13 protein-coding genes are annotated in these 19,565 nt (G+C 58.9%); 5 read left to right on the top strand and 8 right to left on the bottom strand.

Annotated features, from left to right (window positions below; all coding sequences use genetic code 11):
- Positions 1-59: 59 nt before the first annotated feature.
- Both RGAI101_RS17360 and RGAI101_RS17355 read right to left on the bottom strand, forming a co-directional pair.
- Positions 60-713, bottom strand: a complete 654-nt coding sequence (locus RGAI101_RS17360) for a protein-L-isoaspartate O-methyltransferase family protein (protein WP_037228665.1) — start codon at positions 711-713, stop codon at positions 60-62.
- Between the two features lie 172 nt (positions 714-885).
- On the bottom strand, positions 886-1,626 hold the full coding sequence (locus RGAI101_RS17355) for an FkbM family methyltransferase (protein WP_050763229.1): 741 nt from the start codon (positions 1,624-1,626) through the stop codon (positions 886-888).
- A 362-nt stretch (positions 1,627-1,988) separates the two neighbouring features.
- Here RGAI101_RS17355 and RGAI101_RS17350 point away from each other — a divergent pair, with 362 nt between their 5' ends.
- The 3 genes from RGAI101_RS17350 to RGAI101_RS17340 all read left to right on the top strand — a co-directional run bounded on the left by RGAI101_RS17350 (position 1,989) and on the right by RGAI101_RS17340 (position 8,008).
- The gene (locus tag RGAI101_RS17350; protein WP_008226235.1) at positions 1,989-4,655 is read left to right on the top strand and encodes a Hint domain-containing protein; all 2,667 of its coding nucleotides are present in this window, start codon (positions 1,989-1,991) and stop codon (positions 4,653-4,655) included.
- A 284-nt stretch (positions 4,656-4,939) separates the two neighbouring features.
- The gene (locus RGAI101_RS21325; RefSeq protein ID WP_008227943.1) at positions 4,940-7,186 is read left to right on the top strand and encodes an FkbM family methyltransferase; all 2,247 of its coding nucleotides are present in this window, start codon (positions 4,940-4,942) and stop codon (positions 7,184-7,186) included.
- The gene (locus tag RGAI101_RS17340; protein ID WP_037228662.1) at positions 7,187-8,008 is read left to right on the top strand and encodes a glycosyltransferase family 25 protein; all 822 of its coding nucleotides are present in this window, start codon (positions 7,187-7,189) and stop codon (positions 8,006-8,008) included.
- An 84-nt stretch (positions 8,009-8,092) separates the two neighbouring features.
- Here RGAI101_RS17340 and RGAI101_RS17335 read toward each other — a convergent pair whose 3' ends face one another.
- The 6 genes from RGAI101_RS17335 to RGAI101_RS17310 all read right to left on the bottom strand — a co-directional run bounded on the left by RGAI101_RS17335 (position 8,093) and on the right by RGAI101_RS17310 (position 16,352).
- Complete coding sequence (locus RGAI101_RS17335) at positions 8,093-9,064, bottom strand: GDP-L-fucose synthase family protein (protein WP_008228967.1); 972 nt, start codon at positions 9,062-9,064, stop codon at positions 8,093-8,095.
- 33 nt (positions 9,065-9,097) lie between these two features.
- Entirely contained in the window at positions 9,098-10,216 is a 1,119-nt protein-coding gene (gmd, locus tag RGAI101_RS17330; RefSeq protein WP_008225222.1) for a GDP-mannose 4,6-dehydratase, read from the bottom strand.
- Between the two features lie 329 nt (positions 10,217-10,545).
- Entirely contained in the window at positions 10,546-12,696 is a 2,151-nt protein-coding gene (locus RGAI101_RS17325) for a GumC family protein (RefSeq protein WP_037228659.1), read from the bottom strand.
- Complete coding sequence (locus RGAI101_RS17320) at positions 12,693-13,814, bottom strand: glycosyltransferase family 4 protein (protein WP_037228656.1); 1,122 nt, start codon at positions 13,812-13,814, stop codon at positions 12,693-12,695. The genes RGAI101_RS17325 and RGAI101_RS17320 overlap by 4 nt, the downstream gene beginning before the upstream one ends.
- Before the next feature lie 268 nt (positions 13,815-14,082).
- Positions 14,083-15,045 carry a glycosyltransferase gene (locus tag RGAI101_RS17315; RefSeq protein ID WP_008227064.1) on the bottom strand — a complete coding sequence of 321 codons (963 nt, stop codon included), beginning with the start codon at positions 15,043-15,045 and terminating at the stop codon, positions 14,083-14,085.
- Positions 15,042-16,352 carry a polysaccharide biosynthesis/export family protein gene (locus RGAI101_RS17310; RefSeq protein WP_008228257.1) on the bottom strand — a complete coding sequence of 437 codons (1,311 nt, stop codon included), beginning with the start codon at positions 16,350-16,352 and terminating at the stop codon, positions 15,042-15,044. The genes RGAI101_RS17315 and RGAI101_RS17310 overlap by 4 nt, the downstream gene beginning before the upstream one ends.
- A gap of 247 nt (positions 16,353-16,599) precedes the next feature.
- Between RGAI101_RS17310 and RGAI101_RS17305 the strand changes: the two genes are divergently transcribed.
- Both RGAI101_RS17305 and RGAI101_RS17300 read left to right on the top strand, forming a co-directional pair.
- A complete protein-coding gene (locus tag RGAI101_RS17305; protein ID WP_008228248.1) occupies positions 16,600-17,907 on the top strand; it encodes an O-antigen ligase family protein in 1,308 nt (435 codons plus the stop codon).
- Positions 17,908-18,070: 163 nt separating this feature from the next.
- On the top strand, positions 18,071-19,522 hold the full coding sequence (locus RGAI101_RS17300) for a sugar transferase (RefSeq protein ID WP_008229119.1): 1,452 nt from the start codon (positions 18,071-18,073) through the stop codon (positions 19,520-19,522).
- Positions 19,523-19,565 lie beyond the last annotated feature (43 nt).

Genomic DNA, 19,565 nt, shown 5'->3' with positions numbered 1-19,565 from the left:
TCAAAAACCCCGTCGATGAATTCTGCCGACTGCGCACTATTTTATAGTGGCCTGTTTATCTAAAGCTGGAAAGCTTTCTCGCGGGCAAAGCCCTTGAGGACTGGCGCACCTGCATTGAACGCCATCCGCCAGCTTACGCCATTGTCACGCTTGTACCCCAAACGCGCCTCGCCCAAGGCACCGGACATGAAGATGCATGCGATCCGGCCACCCACCTTGAGTTGGTCAAGTATGGCTGCGGGTACATCTTCCACGCCACCCTGAATGATAACGACATCATAGGGACCGTGTTGCGGTGCCCCGTCGGCAAGCGGGCCGTGATGGACGATGACATTGTCGATATCCGCTGCGATCAGCGTTTCCTGGGATTCCTTCGCCATATCGTCGTCTTCTTCGACGGCAACCACGGCTTCGGCCATATGCGCGATCACCGCAGAGGAATAGCCAAGCGCGGACCCGATATCGAGAACCAGTTCATCATTCGTGATCGCCAGCGCATCCAGCATCTTGGCCAGCGTGCGCGGCTCGAGCAAGACACGCCCGTCGCCCAAATTCAGGTTCTCGCCCAGATAGGCCGCTTCGCGTTGTGCCGCGGGCACGTAGTCTTCGCGCGCGACTTTCAGCATCGCGTCGATGATTGGAAATTTGGTCACGTCCGATGGACGCACCTGTGTATCAACCATCATTGTCCGGCGGGCTGTGAAGTCGGTCATCAGCAATTCTCTTTCGTTCAATTATATGCGTCGAGCAATGCCACATCCCACCCATCCGGGCAACGGTCAGAAAGTGAGATCGCTCGAATTTGCAGTTTATTCCGGTGAACTAGTGCAAATCGGTTGCGGTTGCCAAACGCCGTTCGGTGTACAAGTAAAGCACACGATCGGATCAGGCCGATTGATCTAGGTCAGTTCCCCCGGTTTCTTTGGTCTGTTCCGGAACCGCCGTAAACACGAAAACGCCGCCTCCCGACGCGTCCCTGTCTTCGACGAACCCCTTTGCCGCGATCCCGTCGCGAATTTCGCGCATGCCGGGGCGGTGATAGATATGGCGGTGCAATTCAGCGATGATCACGCGGATGCCGGACAAGTCGGCATGGCGGAAAAACTCGAGCTCGGCCCCTTCGATATCCATCAGCAGCACGGTCGGCTTGACCTTCTTTTTGATCTCATCCCAGCTTGCAACCGGCACCGAGACCTTTTCTGCGCGGTCCTGACCTTTGGTGATGGTCATGCCAGAGCCCAGAAAATTGCCCCGGATAAAGAATTCGACCGATTTTGGCGGGGTCGGCTCGGACAACACGATCTTGTTGCGGACTTCGATCTTACTCTGGATCTTGTTGTGCTTGTACAATTCCTTGACGTGCGGGATAAGCTTGTGATTGGCTTCAAATGACACGATCTTGGCAGGCGCGCAGTTCTTGGCGGCGATCGCGCCGACAACACCGGCCCCCGCCCCCATCTCGACGACCCTGTCGCCTTTCTTGATGAAGTGAAGCGCAGATTGAACTTCGCGGCGTTCGTAGCTGCCTTCGTTCATGTTGTTGATCATCGTCGACCCAAGATGCGGAGCATTCAGCACCTCGATACCGTGATAGGTCGCCACAATGTCTTTTTGCGTGCTCATCATGTCTCTGCTCTTTTCAGCTGTGCCCTTCAGGGTCTTCTTTTGGGACATTAGACACCCCGCCGGCTGTTTGCGCAATGTTTGAATGCGCAGCCGTGTCTGTTCGGGTTTTCACAATGGTGAAAATGCGACAGTACGCGTGCCTGGCATAAACGGTACCAAGGTGCCCTGCTGCGCCCGTGTTTTCCGAACCAAGTCGTCAATGTCGAAAGCCGACACCCGTGGCATCCCCCTTGCTTTGCAGGTCGTTGGCCCGACTTCAGCAAGCCTTAACCGGTCATCGGATAAGCTGCCGGTCAGGCCCGGACATCAGGGCTTGCGGCTCAAAGGGGCCGACTGTGACAGCTTGACCGGAAGACAGCCCCATGGCCACGACATTCGAAGTCTTCTATCTGGGTCAGCTGGCCAGCATCGACGTCAACGAGACCGACAACAACAATGAACGTGCCAATGACATCCTTGGCACCTACGGGTCAGCAGGTCAGCCGCTTTACAATCAGGTACAGACTTTTTCGAGCGTAGATGCGACCACCGGGTCCACGGCGGACGCCTATGATTTCCAGGGGGCCAACGACCGCTTTTCCATCAACGGCGGCGCGGCGCAGACCGTTGACGGTTTTGCCTGGTATGACGCGGTCCTGACATATGCCGACGGATCGACGGTGGTCATGAATATCGGGGTGGTGCAGGATTCGGCGGGCCACACCTATGCCGTCCCGACATTGACCGAAAACACGGACATCGCCGACGCGCTTCAGGCCCAGCCGATCCGGTCCCTTCAGTTGGTGACGGCGACCAACACGACGGCGGTCATGGGGGAAACCCGTGCAGCGTTGGAGCTTGCAGAGCAGGTCGACGGAACAGACGGCAACGACACGATCGACAATTCGGTCGTGGACGGGATGGATGATCAGGCCGGATCCGGGAATGACGTGATCCATGCCGGTGAGGGCGATGACGTCATCTATGATGGTGCGGGCAATGACACGATCGAAGGCGGCGGTGGCAGCGACACGATCATCGGGGCGGACGGCGATGATCTGATCGTCGGTGACGGTGGCACGGACGTCGATCCGGGGAATATCTTTCACTGGTCCGATCTGGAAGACCCCAGCGGCGTCCCCGGGGATACCGTTGATAACGGTGACAACCTCGCCGACCAACCGCTAAGCGTCGAGGCAGGCGGCGTAACCCTGACGCTGACCGCGCCGACGCAAGCGGGGTCGGCAACCACCTACTCTACCAATGCCAACAGCACGGCCAATCTGAACGAAGCATCGACGCATTCGTCCATCCATATGGTCGGCACGTCGGATTCAAGCGCGATGACCCGCACGCTGACCTTCTCGGAAGCGCTTGCGAATGTGTCGTTCAATGTCGCCGATCTCGACAATGGCAACAAGGTTCAGGTGCTGGCATACGATTCGGCAAACAACCCCGTCGCGGTCACTTACACGCTGGGCGGCAGCATGTCCGAAAGCGGCGGCGTTGTTACCGGCAATGGCTCGAACCTTGCGCCGAGCAACCCGGACGGCGCGGCGACGGTAACGATTGCGGGGCCAGTCGCCCGGATCGAGATCATTCACCTGCCGGTGACCGCCAACGATCTGATCACAGTGTCCGATGTCTATTTCGACTCCCCGAACGCCACCAATGTCGGGAATGACGCCGCCGGAAACGACTCCCTCTACGGGGGCGCAGGGGCCGATACGATCCTTGGCGGCGATGGCGACGATACCATCGACGGCGGCACAGGAAGTGACAGCATCGACGCCGGTGCCGGTCAGGACATTGTCATCGTTTCCGATTTTGACGGCACCATCGAATATATGGATGGGGGTACAGGTGCCGACACGCTGATCCTTGCCCCGGGGGACGCGCGCGGCTTCACCATCGACATGACCGCCACAGACGGGAATGGCGACTGGCAAGTTTACGATGGGCTTTCCGGCACGCAATATGCCCGCAACTTTGAAAACATCTCAACCTCTGACGGGGCTGATACCGTCATTGGCGACAGTGCCGGCAATGTAATCGTCACGAATGCCGGTGCGGACGCGGTCGATGGCGGTGGGGGCGACGACACCCTTATCGGGGGCAAAGGCGACGACACGCTGACCGGCGGTGCAGGCGATGATGTCTTCGGCTACAGTCGTGGTGACGGCAACGACACGATCACCGACTTCAATCTTGGCAACACCGGCGCGCTTGGTGATGGCAACACCGCCAACAACGATTTCATCGACCTGTCCACCTTCTACGACAGCATGGGCGAACTGCGTGCAGATTTTGCCGATGATGGGGTCCTCAACCAGTCGAACGCGATAGAAAATGGCGGGGTCGTCGATTACGCCGACAACAGCCGCTTTGCGGCGACCGACAGCCTGACGTTTCAAGGGGCCAGCCAAAGCAGTTTCACCGCCGACAATACCGGCGTTGTCTGTTTTGCGGCGGGCACGGTCATTCTGACCCCCGAAGGGGAGGTTCCGATTGAAGCGTTGCGTCCCGGCGATCTGGTCGTCACCCGCGACAACGGCCCCAAGCCATTGGTCTGGGTCGGCATGCGCCGACTGATGGCCGATGCATTGACCCGTATGCCCCATCTCAAGCCGATCGAGATAAAAGCGGGAGCGTTCGGCAATCATAGCCCATTGGTCGTCTCCCCCCAGCATGGCATCCTGCTGTCGCTCGACCGCGAGGAAACCATGGTCAGGGCCAAACATCTATCAGAGCTGCAAGGTGGTGCCGTTCGCATCAAGAGAGGGTGCAAGGCCGTGACATATTTCCATTTGATGTTTGAACGACATCAGGTGGTTTTCTCAAACGGGCTGCCAAGCGAAAGCTTCTTTCCCGGCCCTCAGGCGGTCAAGGCGCTGGCTTTGCCCGAGTACAAGGAATTGGTCAGTCTGTTTCCGCAGCTGAACAGAACGGTCGACAAGAAGTCGATCTCGCGGATGTACGGAAATCCGGCGCGGGTTTACCTGCGGCGCTCAAACCTGCCCGGAACCATCAGGGAATTCAGGCCGACGTGAATGCACCTTAATGAAACGGTAATGATCCAGTTTAAGAAGACCGGGTCATCGCATTTACGATCAGTGCACCCCACTTCACTCTATAAAACTTCATTCCCAAGGATCACCGGTTTGCCCCTGTCAAACCGCTAGCCGGGTGCCTTATCGCCACTTTTATCGGGAAAAGTCAGCCGCTATGGCGCAAAAGGGCTGGTTTGAGATATGTTTTAGAAAATCTTTTCGCAGAATCAGGCTGGGGCGGGCCGTGCGGACGATACAACGATAAAAACGGGTGGGGTAAGGGAATGGGACTGCGTAGATATTTTCGGAAGAATTCGGACGACATAATCCAGCCCGAGGAACGTCGGATCATCGACAAATGCATATCTTCCGGCGATGTGGTGTTTGATGTGGGGGCACATCACGGGCTGTGGTCCAAGGCGGCGCTGGCGCATGCGGGCGATATCGACCTTCATGTTTTTGAAGCTTCGAAAAAATCCCATGCGGAAGTGATGGCGCAGCTCGATGGCCGTGGCACGATCAACCATTCCGCCGTGTCCCACACGGACGGCGAAATCGTGTTCAATACCTATCAAGATGACGACAGGCTCAGCTCGATCTACCGGCGCACCAGCGTCGAGGATAAATTGCTGCCCTCGGGATTTGACGCAAATGTCGTTCCCGCCGTGGCGCTGGACGGCTATTGGACAGACCCAAAACGCCAGATCAACTTTTTGAAAATTGACGTAGAAGGCGCGGAATATGATGTCCTGCGGGGGGCGAACCGGCTGCTGAAAGCAGGCCAGATCGACTATATTCAATTCGAATATGGCGGCACGTTTCAGGATGCCGGCTATACGCTGGGCAATGTGTGGTCCTATCTTCGCAGATCAGGCTATGTCGTTTTCAAGGTCGGAAAGCGCAAGTTCACCGAAATCACCCGATTTACCCCTGCGATGGAAGACTACCGTTTCACCAATCTGCTGGCCGTGCACGAGCGGCTGCGATCAAAGTTTGTCGGCAAACCGGAAAACATCGAAATCTATCTGGACAAGATGAAACATTACGGGTTCCAACCCAAGGGCGTGCTGCATGTTGGTGCGCACAAGGGGCAGGAACTGCCGACCTATCGCGCCAACAAAATCAGCCCCGTCGTTTTCGTCGAAGCGAACCCCGACCTGGCCGCGGCCTTGCGCGAGAAAACGGCAGGCGATGACGATATATACTTGGTCGAAGGGGCCGCGTCAGACAGCGCGGGCAAGGCGACATTCAACATCACATCGATGGATCAAAGCAGTTCGCTTTTACCGTTGGCGAAACATTCCGAGATGTATCCCAAGATCGTCGTAGAAAAACGGATCGAGGTGCGCACGCTGACGCTGGACGCGGCCATGACCGAAACCGGTCTGGATTTTGAAGCGATCAATATGTTGACGATGGACATTCAGGGGGCAGAGTTGATGGCCCTGCGCGGTGCCACACGTATCCTGAAGAACATCGAAGCTATCCAGACCGAGATCAATTACGATGAGCTCTATGATGGCTGCCCCCATATCAGCGATCTGGATGCTTTTCTCGAACCCCACGGGTTCCTTCGAATCAAGACGGTAACGCCCTACGACAAGGATTGGGGCGATGCGGTTTACGTCAAGAAACCGATGATCATAAACTCGACCTTGGGGTCCATGGGGCGCTTTGCCAACAAGGCCTTTCAATACATGTTCCTGCGGACCTACGCCGCCGAGCATGGGTTCGAATTCGCGAACCTTCCGTGGGAAGGGGACGACATGTACTACGTGCACCCCGGTGTTGAAACGCTCCCCACAGTCGGGCGAACCGTATCGCAGACGAAATACGGGCTGGACGAATGCAACATCGCCAACGCGACAGAGCCTTTGGCAGATACAGATCTGCAAGGGTACTTCCAATACAACATGAAATACTACGCGCCCTACCGCGCTGAAATCCAAGCCGAATTCGCCCATAAAGGGATCTACCTCGAGGCCGAAAAGGCCCTGAAGGCAGCATTCGATGCGCTTAATGGACCGGTCGCGGTCGTGCATCTGCGTCGAGGCGATTTTGGGACCGGGGTGTTCTTTCAAACCCCCAACAGCTGGTACGTGGATTGGCTGCGGCAGCTTCAAGCTGACGAACCCGACCTACAGGTCTACATCGCCTCAGATGATCCGGCTGCAGCAGGCAATGACTTTGATGAATTCAATCTGGTCTCCGCAGATCAATTCGACCTCCCCCAAGTCGAACATGGGTTCTTCTATGACTTCAACGCACTGCGGTTAGGAAAATTTGTCGCCATCTCGAATTCGACATTCTCATTTCTGGCGACGGCCTTGAACAGACATGCAGCACTCACCGTTCGACCGGACCCGCAAGTTGGCAAATTGGTCCCCTACTCCGCCTGGACATCCGACCCGATGATCCGCAGCCACACCGCAGAAGATCTTGGCGAGGAATACATGAGCGAGCGCGCCAAATCGCGGACGAAATACAAAATGCGGCAAGTGGTGAAAAGATTGGGCCTGAAGAAACCGTAGATGATCCCTGTCTATTATATCAATCTCGACCGTGTCCCCGAACGCCGCACCTTCATGGAAGGCCAGTTTTCGGCCCAAGGTTGTACGGCGACCCGTATTCCTGCCGTTGATGCGTTCGACCTGACACCGCCCAAAGAATACGCCCCGGCAAGCTGGCTGGAACGCTGGAGCCTTTCCATTTCCGAAATTGCGTGTTTCGAAAGCCATCGCATTGCCTGGCGCGCGATACGGGACGGTTCAGCCCCTTGCGGCGTCATTCTGGAAGATGATGCAATCCTGAGCGCCGAGTTTTCAACAACGCTGGAACGCTTGGCAAAGATCACGCGGCCTTTCGATGTGATCAAACTGGATGGGGCAAATCAGGTTCTCCGGTTCGGACCCGAGATTGAAACTGGCGGGATCAGGTTACGAACGATACACCAATGTGTCACAAGTGCCGCCGCATATTTGCTGAGCAAGGAAGGCGCTGCCAAGCTCGAGGCCCGCGCCAGTCGATATTGTGATCATCTGGACGACTTCATATTCACGCCTCGGGACGACAGGATGCTGCTGCAACTTGAACCGACCGTTGCGGTACAGGGCATGTTCATTCGGGATGAGGCGGGCAACCGTTCGGAAAAGATCGTTGAAAGCGAACGCACCTCGGATACCCGCATCAATCTTTCCGCAGATCGTGGCCCGGTAAAATACCGCCTTTTGAAAGAACTTCGGCGCAATGGTCGCAAGCTGAAATGGAAGCTTTGGGCCGACCGGCAGTTGCGGGCCAGGGGCGGCCTGATAGGCCGTCCGCCAATGGCCGATGATTTGGGGACGTACAGATAGACCGCGTTTTTTTGACGTGGCTTCGTGCACGGGAAAGATGGCGTAGCGCAAGAAAATACCCTCTGCCCCTCCAGATCAGCTGCCTTACACCCGCGCCTCTGCCGCATTGTCGATATACCATTTATACGTCGCCCGAAGCCCGTCTTCGAGGTTGATCTTGGGCCGCCACCCCATCGCAGCAAGGCGGGAATTGTCCAGCAGCTTGCGCTGCGTGCCATCCGGCTTTGACGGATCGGTAAGGATGTGTCCGCGAAAACCGACGATCTTGGCGATCATCCCGGCCAGTTCGCGCACCGGAATGTCGCTGCCGCTGCCGATATTGATGTGCGACAACATCGGACGGGTGTTCGCGCGGTGGATGGCCAGCGGCACATCCAGAACGAACAGGGCCGCGATGGCCAGATCGTCGACGTGCAGGAACTCTCGACGGGGGCGACCCGACCCCCATATCGTCACCTCTGACGCGCCTGCTTCCTTGGCTTCGTGAAACCGCCGTATCAGCGCCGGCACGACGTGCGCATAGTCACTGTTAAAGTTGTCGCCCGGTCCGTAAAGATTGCAGGGCATCACGGAACGGTAATCCCTGCCGTATTCCCGATTATAACTTTCGCACAGCTTGATCGCGGCAATCTTGGCAATGGCGTAGGGTTCGTTCGTGGGTTCCAGCATCCCGGTCAGCAGCGCAGATTCGGTGATCGGTTGCGGTGCGGCGCGCGGATAGATGCAAGACGACCCGAACTGTAGCATCCGCTGCACCCCTGCCCGATGCGCGCCATCAATGACATTTGCGGCGATCATCAGGTTCTGGTGAATAAATTCGGCCGGATAGGTGAAGTTTGCATGGATACCGCCAACCTTCGCCGCAGCCAGGATCACCACGTCGGGCTTCATCTCGAAAAGACAGCGCCGCACGGCGGGTTGATCCGTCAGGTCAAGCTCCGATCGGTCACGGGTGATGATCGTGATCGGCGGATGCCCATGTTTGCGCTTTTCCAGCGCTCTCATGATCGCACTCCCGACCATGCCACGATGTCCAGCCACGAAATATGTCGTCATATGCGCTCTCCGCTTATGTTGAAGGCCAAGCGCCTATTGGCCGCTTGCGACCGGAACCGCATAGCCCTGATCGCGCAATGCCGCGGTCTGCTGGGCCGCCATCAGGTCGGCGGTGACCATCTCGGTGCACATCTGGCGCGGCGTGGTTTCGGGAACCCATCCCAGACGCGCGCGTGCCAACGACGCGTCGCCCAGCAACGTTTCCACTTCGGCGGGACGGAAATATTCGGGGTCGATACGCAGGATGATGTCACCGGGCTTGACCCCCGGCGCATACCGCCCCGCGACCCGCACCACACGGGCGACTTCTTCCAGGCCTTCCCCCTCGAACGACAGTGTCAGCCCCAGATCAGAGGCGGCCCATGTCACGAATTCGCGAACCGAATGCTGCTGACCCGTGGCGATGACGAAATCCTCGGGCGTTTCGTTTTGCAACATCATCCACTGCATGCGCACATAGTCCTTGGCATGGCCCCAGTCGCGTAGCGCATTGAGGTTACCCAAGTGCAGACAGTCCTCAACTCCCAGGGCGATATTGCTCAGGCCGCGGGTGATCTTGCGGGTGACAAAGGTTTCGCCCCGACGCGGGCTCTCGTGATTGAAAAGGATCCCGTTGCAGGCATAAAGGCCATAGGCCTCGCGGTAGTTCACCGTGATCCAGTAGGCATAAAGCTTGGCAACGGCATAGGGCGATCTGGGGTAGAACGGCGTCGTCTCGCGCTGCGGCGTCTGCTGGACCAAACCGTAAAGTTCCGAAGTAGACGCCTGATAGAACCGCGTCTTCTGGCTGAGCCCCAGAAAGCGGATCGCTTCCAGCAGCCGCAAAGTGCCCAAGGCGTCGATATCTGCCGTGTATTCGGGGCATTCAAAGCTGACCCCGACATGGGATTGGGCCGCCAGATTGTAAACTTCGTCGGGGCGCACTTCGGACAGGATGCGGGTCAGGTTCGAACTGTCGCTCAGATCGCCATAATGCAGGTGAAACCGCGCGTTCCACGCATGGGGGTCTTCGTAGATATGATCAATCCGCTGGGTATTGAACTGGGATGCACGCCTTTTGATTCCGTGGACCTCATAGCCTTTTTCCAGCAGGAACTCTGCAAGGTACGATCCATCCTGACCGGTGATCCCGGTGATCAAAGCGCGCTTCATATTGTATTCCCTGTGTTTCGCCCCGATGCGGGTCCACGGCCCGTCTTGAGGGCCATGACTTTACCTAAGGGCTGCAAATCTGCAGCAAGCCTATCTGGCGGCCCTGTGGATGCGCAGTGTCATCATCGGGTGCGCGCATCATCCCTTTGGTAGGGCGTGATGGCGAAACGGCGTAAGGACCGACATGCAGGACAACGCGCCTTTGGCCCAAGACGAACGCGGCTGACCCACGATGAAAGACGGCTTTCGGCCTGTTGCACGCAGAATGCCCGCAGCGACATGTTGCGCGCTGCGGGCATGATCCCCGACAATGATTTGAAATGCCGCGGTCAGGCGCTCCCCTCAAGGCTCAACCGGTCGGTGAAGCCATACAGCCGGTGGCGTTTGGGGTTGGCATCGGTGATCAGCGAATAGACCCTATTCACCCCCAGCTTGGCCAGAAGGCCCGCAGCCAGATCGCACGCCGCACGCGGGGTTCTGCCCCACCCCATCGCCAATAGCAGACCATCACCGGTGCGGGCATAGCGCATCCCCCCCTTGGACAGCAGCGGTGGCGCGTTGATGATCGTGATCATGTCATCGGCCTTGGCCTTTTTCAGCAGCATGCTAAGCACTTTGTCAGGGTTTCCGCCAAGATCATCGGCAACCTCGGCCAGTGATCTGTACAGCACATGCGGATTTTCGCCTGCATCCGAGGTGTTCCCGGCGATCTTTGACAGGAACCCCGGTGGTCTGTCCCTGCGGGCTTCGATGAACTGCACCTTTTGCCCTGTAGCGGCCAGTTGCAGGGCCATCCATGCTGCGACCGGGCTTTCGCTGTCTGACTGGCACGGCGATGTGACGGTCAGCACTTGGGGAAACTCTCCTCTGTTGGCACATTCAAGCATCAAGATCATGTCATGCAGAAAGTTGGGGCCGGTCGTGTCCGCCATTGACGAAATATCCCGTGACATCCTGCGCCGCTCCGGTGTGCTGAGCCGTGGCCAAAGCCCGACCGGCACGACGCCCGCAAGATGCGACAGCTGTTCGTGACTGCGCACGGTCGTATCGCGCAATTCCGAGATTCCCGCGAATAGCAGCGCGCAGAGAAATCCACCGAAAGCGGCACCGCCCAGATAGATCTTGCGCCCGATGCCCTCGGGCCTGATCGGCACCTCTGCACTGGCAAGGATATCAAGGTTGATCGGCTTCACCGTGGCCTGCGAATGCAACGACTGTTTGCGGTACTCAAGAAGCGACAGGGCCTCGTCGTGCGCACGCAGGCTTTCGGCCAGGCTTGATAGCTGCGCCCCGGCATTTTGCACCGTCGCCAGCGTTTCGCGGATTTTTTCACTATCGGCCAGCAATTCGTCCTCTTCCATCGCAAGTGTCGTATCCCGCAGATTGAGAACATGTTCCTGCGCGTCCAGTTCAGCCGAGATTTCAGCCGTGATTGCAGCGATACGGGATTTACGGAAGGCGATTGCGCTTGTGTTCGCCCCGTAGACAGACGCGGCTTTTTCAAGTTCGCGCAACTCGCGCTGATGTTCCTTTCGCAGTTCAAGGAACTGCGGCGGCTGGGACAGCGACGGCAGGTCGGGGTTGGCCTTAGACGCCTCGACGGACCTAAGGATTGCGGCGATATCCAGACGCTCGCGCCGCACCGCCAAAAGCCGCTCTTCGATCTGGGAAAGACGGTTTGAGGCCACAAGCTCGGTATCTCCGGATTTCAGTGCAGTGCGGCTGCGGTAGCGTTCGAAAGCAGCCTCGTTTTCCTTGATCTGCGCGCGACCCACGTCGATCCAGGACCCCAGCCAGTCGGTCGCCACAGCGATTTCTGAGGTCCAATGGGCCTGCGTTTGCGCAAGGTAGGCCGCGACCATCGCGCCGGGAACCTTGGCTGCCAGAACCGGGTCGCGCGAGGTAAAGCCGACACGCACCACGTTCGAATCCCCCACCTGGGTGATGGACAGCGCATTGCTGAAATTGGCCGGAACGCGGTCGGGGTCCTCGGGGTTCACGTCAGCCTGAGGCGAAACGCCGATCCCCATGTCAGCCAATGCCTTGCGGACTGACGTCGTGGCGCGTTGTATCAAATCCTGTGATCCGCTTTCCGGTTTCAGCGTGGGATTGAATTCAGGAAGCCCCGCGATCTCAAATTGTTCGATGACAACTGCGGCAACGTCCTGTGACGCAAGCCGCTCGACCTCGGATTCGACATCCAGCTTGGGCATGCGACCGGTGACTTCTTCGGCAAATTTGAACACAGGCGTGGGGGATACCATGAACCGGGTTTCGGAATGGTATTGCTGCGGCATTGAAAGGATGAACGGCACTGCTGCAAGACTGATCAGCACGGTCAGCAGAAGGATCATCACAGCCTTGCGTCTGACCAGAAGCAAGGCAGCTCTCCAACCGGCCCCGTCATCAAAGACGCGTTGGTCATCCGGCATCGGAATGGCGAACGGGTGAGGTGTTGTGAAGTGGTTCAAAGTATTCATGCCGATCTCCGTTCATCCGAAAAGACCGGCAGCTGCGCGGATTGCAGCCGTTCCAGCGCATCCACATATCCATCAATGCCGAATTGCGACAGAAAAAGCCTGCGCCCTTCTGCGCCAAGGCGGGTGCGCAACGCCTCGTCGTTGATCAGCCGCGTCAAGGCGACCGACAGCGCCGGGACGTCACCTGGCGGGACAAGCAAGGCATTCTGCCCGTCCACCAGCACCTCGTCATGCGCGCCGACCCGCGTGGTGATCACCGCCAGCCCCTGCGCCAGCCCTTCCAGCACAGCCATCGCAAAGCCCTCTGCATGGGATGGCAAGACCAGAATGTCAGCCTGTTTGCGCAGCCGGTCGGCCCCGTCGGCATCAACCCACCCCGGAAACCTGACGCGCCCTGACAAACCCAAAAGAGCAGCCTCGCTGCGGTAATGGTCAATCGGCCCATCCCCCGCGATCACGGCCTGCCAGGTGCCATCCTCCAAACCGGTGCTCGCCAGCGCGGCAAGAAGTTCAGGCACACCTTTCCGGGGGCCAAGCTGACCCAGAAACAGGATCGAGGTGCGCCGCCTTTTCGTACGCGGGTCAACAAGCGTCTCACCGGGATCAGGTACGCAATTGCGCAGGACGGTCAGTTTGGATTTGGGCACATCCAGCGAATAGCCCACTGTTGCCGCATCCCGCTGGCCCAGAACGATCACTTGCGCGGCCCCCTGAAACAAGGATTTGATGGCACGGAACTGCCATTTTGGCCTGCGCGCCAGATCACTGGCGTAGTCGTAGTCATGCAGATGCAAAACATAGGGGGCCCCGATCAGGCGCGCCCAGGCCCCCAAAATGATCTTGCGCGCCGTGCTGCCGCGCCCCGCGATATGAAGATGATGCAACCTTGGGGTCGCCTGCATCTGGTTGGCGGTCATCCCGAAAAGGGCATGTGCCAGATGCCAAGGCGACACCAGCGGGTTCCACCGCGGTCCACGGGTATCGACAACACTGTGACGATACTGCGCGCTGTTCTCGTTCAGGATATAGCCGACAAGCCGACCAATACCGCCCCCATTCTCGGTGCCACCAGCGACATAATGCATGATCACTGGTACGGCGCTTGTCCCATCGGTCATATCTAAAACTTTCCTTTCAATGAACCTTCGTGCCAATTTCGATCCAGGGGGCCAAATCGAACAAGCCCTGCGCCGGGCCAGTCGCCCCATCCTTTTGGGGGAGCGCGTCGCCTTTTGGATCAACTTGGCGAGGCAGATGTGTTCTGGTCGGTCCGAAATGATAACCGGAGGTAGAGAAAACGCCCTGATCCGACCGGATATCGCTTGTGGTAAAAGGGGCAATCAATGCGCAGCGCGTCCACAGAAAGGAGGGTCGGACGACCTAACTTTACGCAGATTTCGGTACCGCACGGCTTTCGGCACGGTCTTGACGCAGCTCCCTGAGCATGAAGAGCGTATTGCGCAGCCGCCGGAGCGGATCGGGTTCGCCCGCATGTGTCAGGCCTTGCCAGATCAGCGGTACGATGCCCGGCGCACCGGGGCGGCCCAGACGGACCTGACCCACCCTGTAGTCAAAGTGGTTCTTGAGCCAGATGCGTTCAGGGCGGCCCTCTTGAGACAGGTACTGATTGGTCATCCGAACCGTTTCTTCCCAGTGCTTCATCCGTCGTGCCAGCATCTGGGCGTCGTCCTTGCTTCGGTACCAGGTGTTGTTGTGGATCCGGTAGCAACCCAAGGCATCTGGCAAGGCGACAACCGGCGCGATGAATGGCAATACCCCCGCGATCCACGCATCTGCCGAGATGCGCAACGTTTCGGGGATGTCTCCGGCGCGGTCCCACACCGAACGGCGCACGCAAAGCGATGATGTCATCGGGAATGGCCAGAGCCCGCCAGACCGCAAAAGCCGTGGCGCAAGATCACCCTCGCAAAGCGACCGTGGAATGGCTGAAAATGCACACTGCCCGTCCGAATAGACCGGCTGCAACCTGTGATACACAAGTCCCGCTTTTGGGGCCTTATCAAACGCTTCGGCAACCGCTGCCAGCTTGTCGTCCTGCCACCAGTCGTCTGCATCCAGAAAGGCCAGCAAAGGAGCCCTTGCCAAAGAAACACCCGTGTTGATCGCCTGAGCCTGTCCCGCGTTGGCTTGAAATACCGGCCTGATCCTGTCGCCATAGCTGCGAATGACTGTCTCGGAACCGTCCGTCGACCCGTCGTCCACCACGATGACTTCGGCCGTCACCCCGCGCTGCGCGAGCGCCGAATCGATCGCCGTGGCAAGGAACTGTCCATAGTTGTAATTGTTGATGATGACGCTGATCTGCGGCATGTCACACGTGTCCTTCATGGCCTGATTTCCATTCCAAGATTAAATCCTTGCGCGCGGGGACCGCCCGGTTTTCCGATGGCCGGTGTCTTCGGTGCGGAAACCCCTTTCTCGTCGGGAATGTCGATGGCCAGTTCCAGCACGTCTCCGGGCTGCACCGTATCGTCAAGCTTGGCGTCGGCGATTTCGACCGACGTCCCATCGTGGTTCCTGAAGATGGTCAACCGTGCCGTTACATTGCTTGAATCCGGCTCCCCGCCAGCAGCGAGAATGCGCAAGTCGATTTCTGAAATGTCTGATGCGATATCTGCCTTCTGGGCCAGTGCCTGACTAAGACTGCGGCGCACGGTTTCGCGGTTTTGCAATGTCTCGTTCAACTGTTCAAAGCGGACCGTCTCTGCCGCCTGGCGTGCGCGTGCTGCGAAAGCGGAGTTTGCCAGTTGGTTTTGGCTGAGTTGCGATTGGACGCGCAAGAGTTCGATCAGGCGCGGCCGGGGCAGCAGGCCCCGTTCGACAAGGTCGCGGGCGTTCTCAATCTCGTTCTTTTGAACTTCGGATTCCTCGATCTGTAGCGACGCCTGATCTTCCAATGTGCGGAGTTCCAGCCCGATCAGATCAATGAGTTCGCTGCCGTGCTGCTTGCGCACCTTCTTTCGGTGCCGGACATCGCTTAGAAAGGCCGCGGCCGCCGCCACGACATCGTCCGTTTCAGCAGGCGCGATCCCCAACAGGTCCTGGGTCGGGTCCGTCAACGTCTGGGCCCCTGAAAGTTCAGCCCGAAGCCGCGCGATTTCAGCGACGGTTTGCGCGAAACGGAATTCCAGCGCCCGCCGTTGCGCCATTGCGGAAAGAATATCCTCGGGCGAGACGGTCGCGTTTGCAGGTCCCAGACGCAGCCCCCCCGCCGCGATAAGCGCCTGACGTGCTGTCAGGCCCGGCACAAAATCAATGGCACCGGGGCGCCCGACGCTGCCGCCCACATACACGCTCCGGTAAGATGCAATTTCGACCAGCACGTCCGGGCGGGTCAGCAGCCCACGTTCCCGGAAGGCCGTCACAAGATCCTTGCGGATCATATCCGTGTCGCGGTCCACGACCTCGACCGCGCCCAACAGGGGAAGCGTGATCCGTCCGTCGACATCAACTGCCGCCTCGCGGGACAATTCCGGGGCGCTCAGCACCTCGACCCTTAGCACGTCACCGCGCGCGACGGGTGTGCCAGCATGACCTATAGCAGCCTGAAGCAACAGGATAAATGTCAGACAGGCCCCAAGCAGACCGACGCGTCGCAGGGTCCAGGGCGCAGGATGATTTTGTGGATGTTGCATGGCATTCCTTGCTCGGATTCAAGCCGCCAGAAGGCCGCCTGTCATATCCAGAGAATTCCGCGTCACAGCCCTGACCGGTATCCCCTCGTTAGGCTGAAATTGACGGCCTGCCCCCTCCGACCGGCGTATAGCGTGCCATGGGCATTCTCCAAATGGGCGCTTTGATAACCCTTTCGGCGGGTTTCGATCCGGTCCTGTTTCCAATCAGATAGCTATGAAGCTGAACCGGGGGGCCAGGGAACTACAGATGGAACACATGCCTTATATTGCCGAACCGCCCGCCCCTGCGCGCGTCGGGCTGAGACGTCTTGAATGGGTCACCGTCACGGTGGGGCTCTTCATCAACTCCGGTGCGGTGTTTCCGTTGCTGATGCAGGGGGCCGACGGGATACTTGATGACGCCGAGCGCGCCCAACTCAGAGTTATCTATCTGCCGATTTACGCGCTTTGCTTTGGCTTGCTTGCCATAAGGCCCCGATCCTTGATCAAGGCTGGCGTTCGGAATCTGCCATTGCTCCTGTTGCTGGTTTTGCCATTGGTCTCAACCCTCTGGTCGATGGGCCCGTCTCTTAGCATGCGGCGGGCGGTGGCGCTTATTCTGTCCATGGGTCTAGCGTTTCTGCTTGCGACACGCTTCACCCCGCGCGAACAGATCATTGTCGTGGGTTGGGCGGTTGGCGCGACCCTCGTGATGTCCTTTGTTGCAGGCGTCGCCTGGCCAAGTCTGGCGTTCACACCCTATGACGGGACCATGCGCGGGGTGTTCTTCAACAAGAACGTCTTTGGCTGGATGTCGGTGATCCTGATCATTGCCGGGATCGCGGCGCGCCATGACGTGACGACCCGATTACGCCGTGCCGGCATGGTCATGCTGGTGCTGGGGTGGACCGGATGTCTGCTTTCGGGCTCGATGACCAGCCTGTTTGCCGCTGTCACGGCAGTCTTGATCTCTCAGGCCGTCCTGATGATCGCGCGGCGGCAAGGCATTGCCCGTCTGGTGTTTCAATTCGGCATTATTCTGGGCATTGTCGTGTTGTCCGTGATCATTGCCTTCGGCTTCGTCCCGCTACTGGACGCGCTGGGCAAGGACGTGACCCTGACCGGACGGACACCGCTTTGGGCGCTGCTGGATATAGAGATCGCAAAGCATCCCATCCTTGGCCAAGGCTATGGTGCGTTCTGGTCCCCCAACAACCTGACCATGTGGAAAATCTGGGAGACCCTTCGCTGGGGCCCCCCGCATGCGCATAGCGGATACCGCGACCTGCTGCTGAGCATCGGTGTTGTCGGGTTGGGCCTGTTTGCCGTGGTGACGGTACGCGCGGTGCATCAGGCCATCGCCCTGACGGCACAGGCACCGCGGGACGGATGGCTTTGGTGTGTGGTGCTCATCCTGTCGGTGCTGGTGATGAACCTGACCGAAAGCAACATCCTGATGCAGAACGATATGATCTGGATCCTGTTTTCAACCGCCGTGCTCAGCGCGTCCTACAACCATGCCGAAGCGCGGCGATCGCTCCCGCGCTTCATGCATTTGGCCACATCCGCGACTTAAACGCCGAATTGCGGCACCGGGGGCACCGCCTTGCCTCAACATGCACAGTTGGCGGGGCCGGAATGCGCCATTTGGCGCAGCAGCTTAACCAATCAGACAGGTTCCGACGCATTTGCTGCTTCTACAGACTGTTCCCAAGACACCCTTTGGAAGGACACTGAAAATGAATGTCATGTCGCATCACGCCCATGCAGATGAAGCAAGGCCCCGGGGCAACGCCGGCGCGCGAAACGCCACGCCGTGGGCACCCCGTGATGCATCCGGCACGCATCGTTTCCCCGAACTCGCACATGCAGCCCAGCCACACATCTCGCCATCGGCGGCGGCGGGCAGCAGCTATGTGGTGATCGACCTCGCGACCCTCGGGATCGTGATCCTGCTCACACTCGGTCTGTTTGCCGATGCCGCAGGGTCGGCGGTGCTGGGCCGGACGCTGCTGTTCGGTGGCACCGTGCAGATCGGGCTGAAAACGGCGCTTGGCCTTTATCCCGGTTTCGGGCTGCATCCCGACGCGCGGCTGCGCCGGTCCTTTTTGGCCTGGGCAGGTGCAGGCGGCATTTCCGTCGCGGCGATCCTGTATCTCGTGCCAATCAGCTGGGCGGCCTTCGGTCTTTTCTGTGGCGCTTTCATCGCGACCGGTCTTTTGCAGACGCTGGGGCGCAAGATCATCCGGATCGTCCTGAAACGGTCCTCAAATTGGGGCGTCCCGGTGCATCTTTGTGGCACACCGGACGCCGTCAAGGCGACCCGTACCTATCTGCGCGCCCATCCCGGCATCGGTTTTCGGCCCGTCGACCGCCAGACACCTGCGGACATTGTCCTGTGGGCCGACCACAACCTGCCAAGTGCGGCGACCCTCAAGGCATTGCGGCGCGGGCGGCAGGATGTGATCCTTGTCTCGGACCTGCCCCGGGCGCACCTGTCCGGTGTGCATCCCGCAGAACATGGCGGGGATATCGGCCTGCATCTTGCCTTGGCGCATGGCCGGTCCACACCGCCGGTACATGCGGTCAAGCGCCTGTTCGACCTTGCCTTTGCGGTACCGCTTGCCCTGATCGCCCTGCCGATTGTCGCGATCGCCGGTGCGCTGATCTGGTGCGTCGATCCCGGCCCCGCCTTTTACGTCCAACCGCGCGAAGGACGCGGTGGCAAGACCATCGGCGTATTGAAATTGCGGACGATGTATCTGGACGCCGAACAAATGCTTCAGGATCTTCTGGCCCGCGATGCGGACGTCCGCGCGGAATGGGAGACACATTTCAAACTGCGAAAGGACCCGCGTATCCTGCCCTACATCGGCAAGTTCCTGCGTGCCTCCAGTCTGGACGAACTGCCGCAACTTTTGAACATCCTGCGCGGCGACATGAGCCTTGTCGGCCCCCGTCCCTTTCCCGATTACCACCTTGCGGCGATGCCCCTTGATTTTCGCAACCGCCGCGCGTCGGTCATTCCCGGTCTGACAGGCCTTTGGCAGATTTCCGAACGCAGCTCGGCCGATTTGGAAGGCCAGCAGCAACTTGATGATTTCTACATCAACGGACGCTCTTTTTGGGGCGATGTGTCGATCCTCCTGCGCACCTTCGCGGCGGTGCTGGGACGACGGGGCGCTTATTAATCCGCCCTTCCGCTTCAAAGCGTCGTGAACGCGCACACTCTTA

This window comes from Roseobacter sp. GAI101, from assembly GCF_000156335.1.
Lineage (GTDB): Bacteria > Pseudomonadota > Alphaproteobacteria > Rhodobacterales > Rhodobacteraceae > Sulfitobacter.
This window is presented reverse-complemented; position numbering and strand designations above follow the sequence as displayed.

Coding starts and splice junctions, on each gene's coding strand:
- RGAI101_RS17350 (WP_008226235.1), top strand. CDS start 1,989: ATGGCCACGACATTCGAAGTCTTCTATCTGGGTCAGCTGGCCAGCATC.
- RGAI101_RS17320 (WP_037228656.1), bottom strand. CDS start 13,814: ATGACCGATGGGACAAGCGCCGTACCAGTGATCATGCATTATGTCGCT.
- RGAI101_RS17305 (WP_008228248.1), top strand. CDS start 16,600: ATGGAACACATGCCTTATATTGCCGAACCGCCCGCCCCTGCGCGCGTC.
- RGAI101_RS17355 (WP_050763229.1), bottom strand. CDS start 1,626: ATGATGAGCACGCAAAAAGACATTGTGGCGACCTATCACGGTATCGAG.
- RGAI101_RS17325 (WP_037228659.1), bottom strand. CDS start 12,696: ATGAATACTTTGAACCACTTCACAACACCTCACCCGTTCGCCATTCCG.
- gmd (WP_008225222.1), bottom strand. CDS start 10,216: ATGAAGCGCGCTTTGATCACCGGGATCACCGGTCAGGATGGATCGTAC.
- RGAI101_RS21325 (WP_008227943.1), top strand. CDS start 4,940: ATGGGACTGCGTAGATATTTTCGGAAGAATTCGGACGACATAATCCAG.
- RGAI101_RS17300 (WP_008229119.1), top strand. CDS start 18,071: ATGAATGTCATGTCGCATCACGCCCATGCAGATGAAGCAAGGCCCCGG.
- RGAI101_RS17310 (WP_008228257.1), bottom strand. CDS start 16,352: ATGCAACATCCACAAAATCATCCTGCGCCCTGGACCCTGCGACGCGTC.
- RGAI101_RS17360 (WP_037228665.1), bottom strand. CDS start 713: ATGACCGACTTCACAGCCCGCCGGACAATGATGGTTGATACACAGGTG.
- RGAI101_RS17335 (WP_008228967.1), bottom strand. CDS start 9,064: ATGACGACATATTTCGTGGCTGGACATCGTGGCATGGTCGGGAGTGCG.
- RGAI101_RS17340 (WP_037228662.1), top strand. CDS start 7,187: ATGATCCCTGTCTATTATATCAATCTCGACCGTGTCCCCGAACGCCGC.
- RGAI101_RS17315 (WP_008227064.1), bottom strand. CDS start 15,045: ATGAAGGACACGTGTGACATGCCGCAGATCAGCGTCATCATCAACAAT.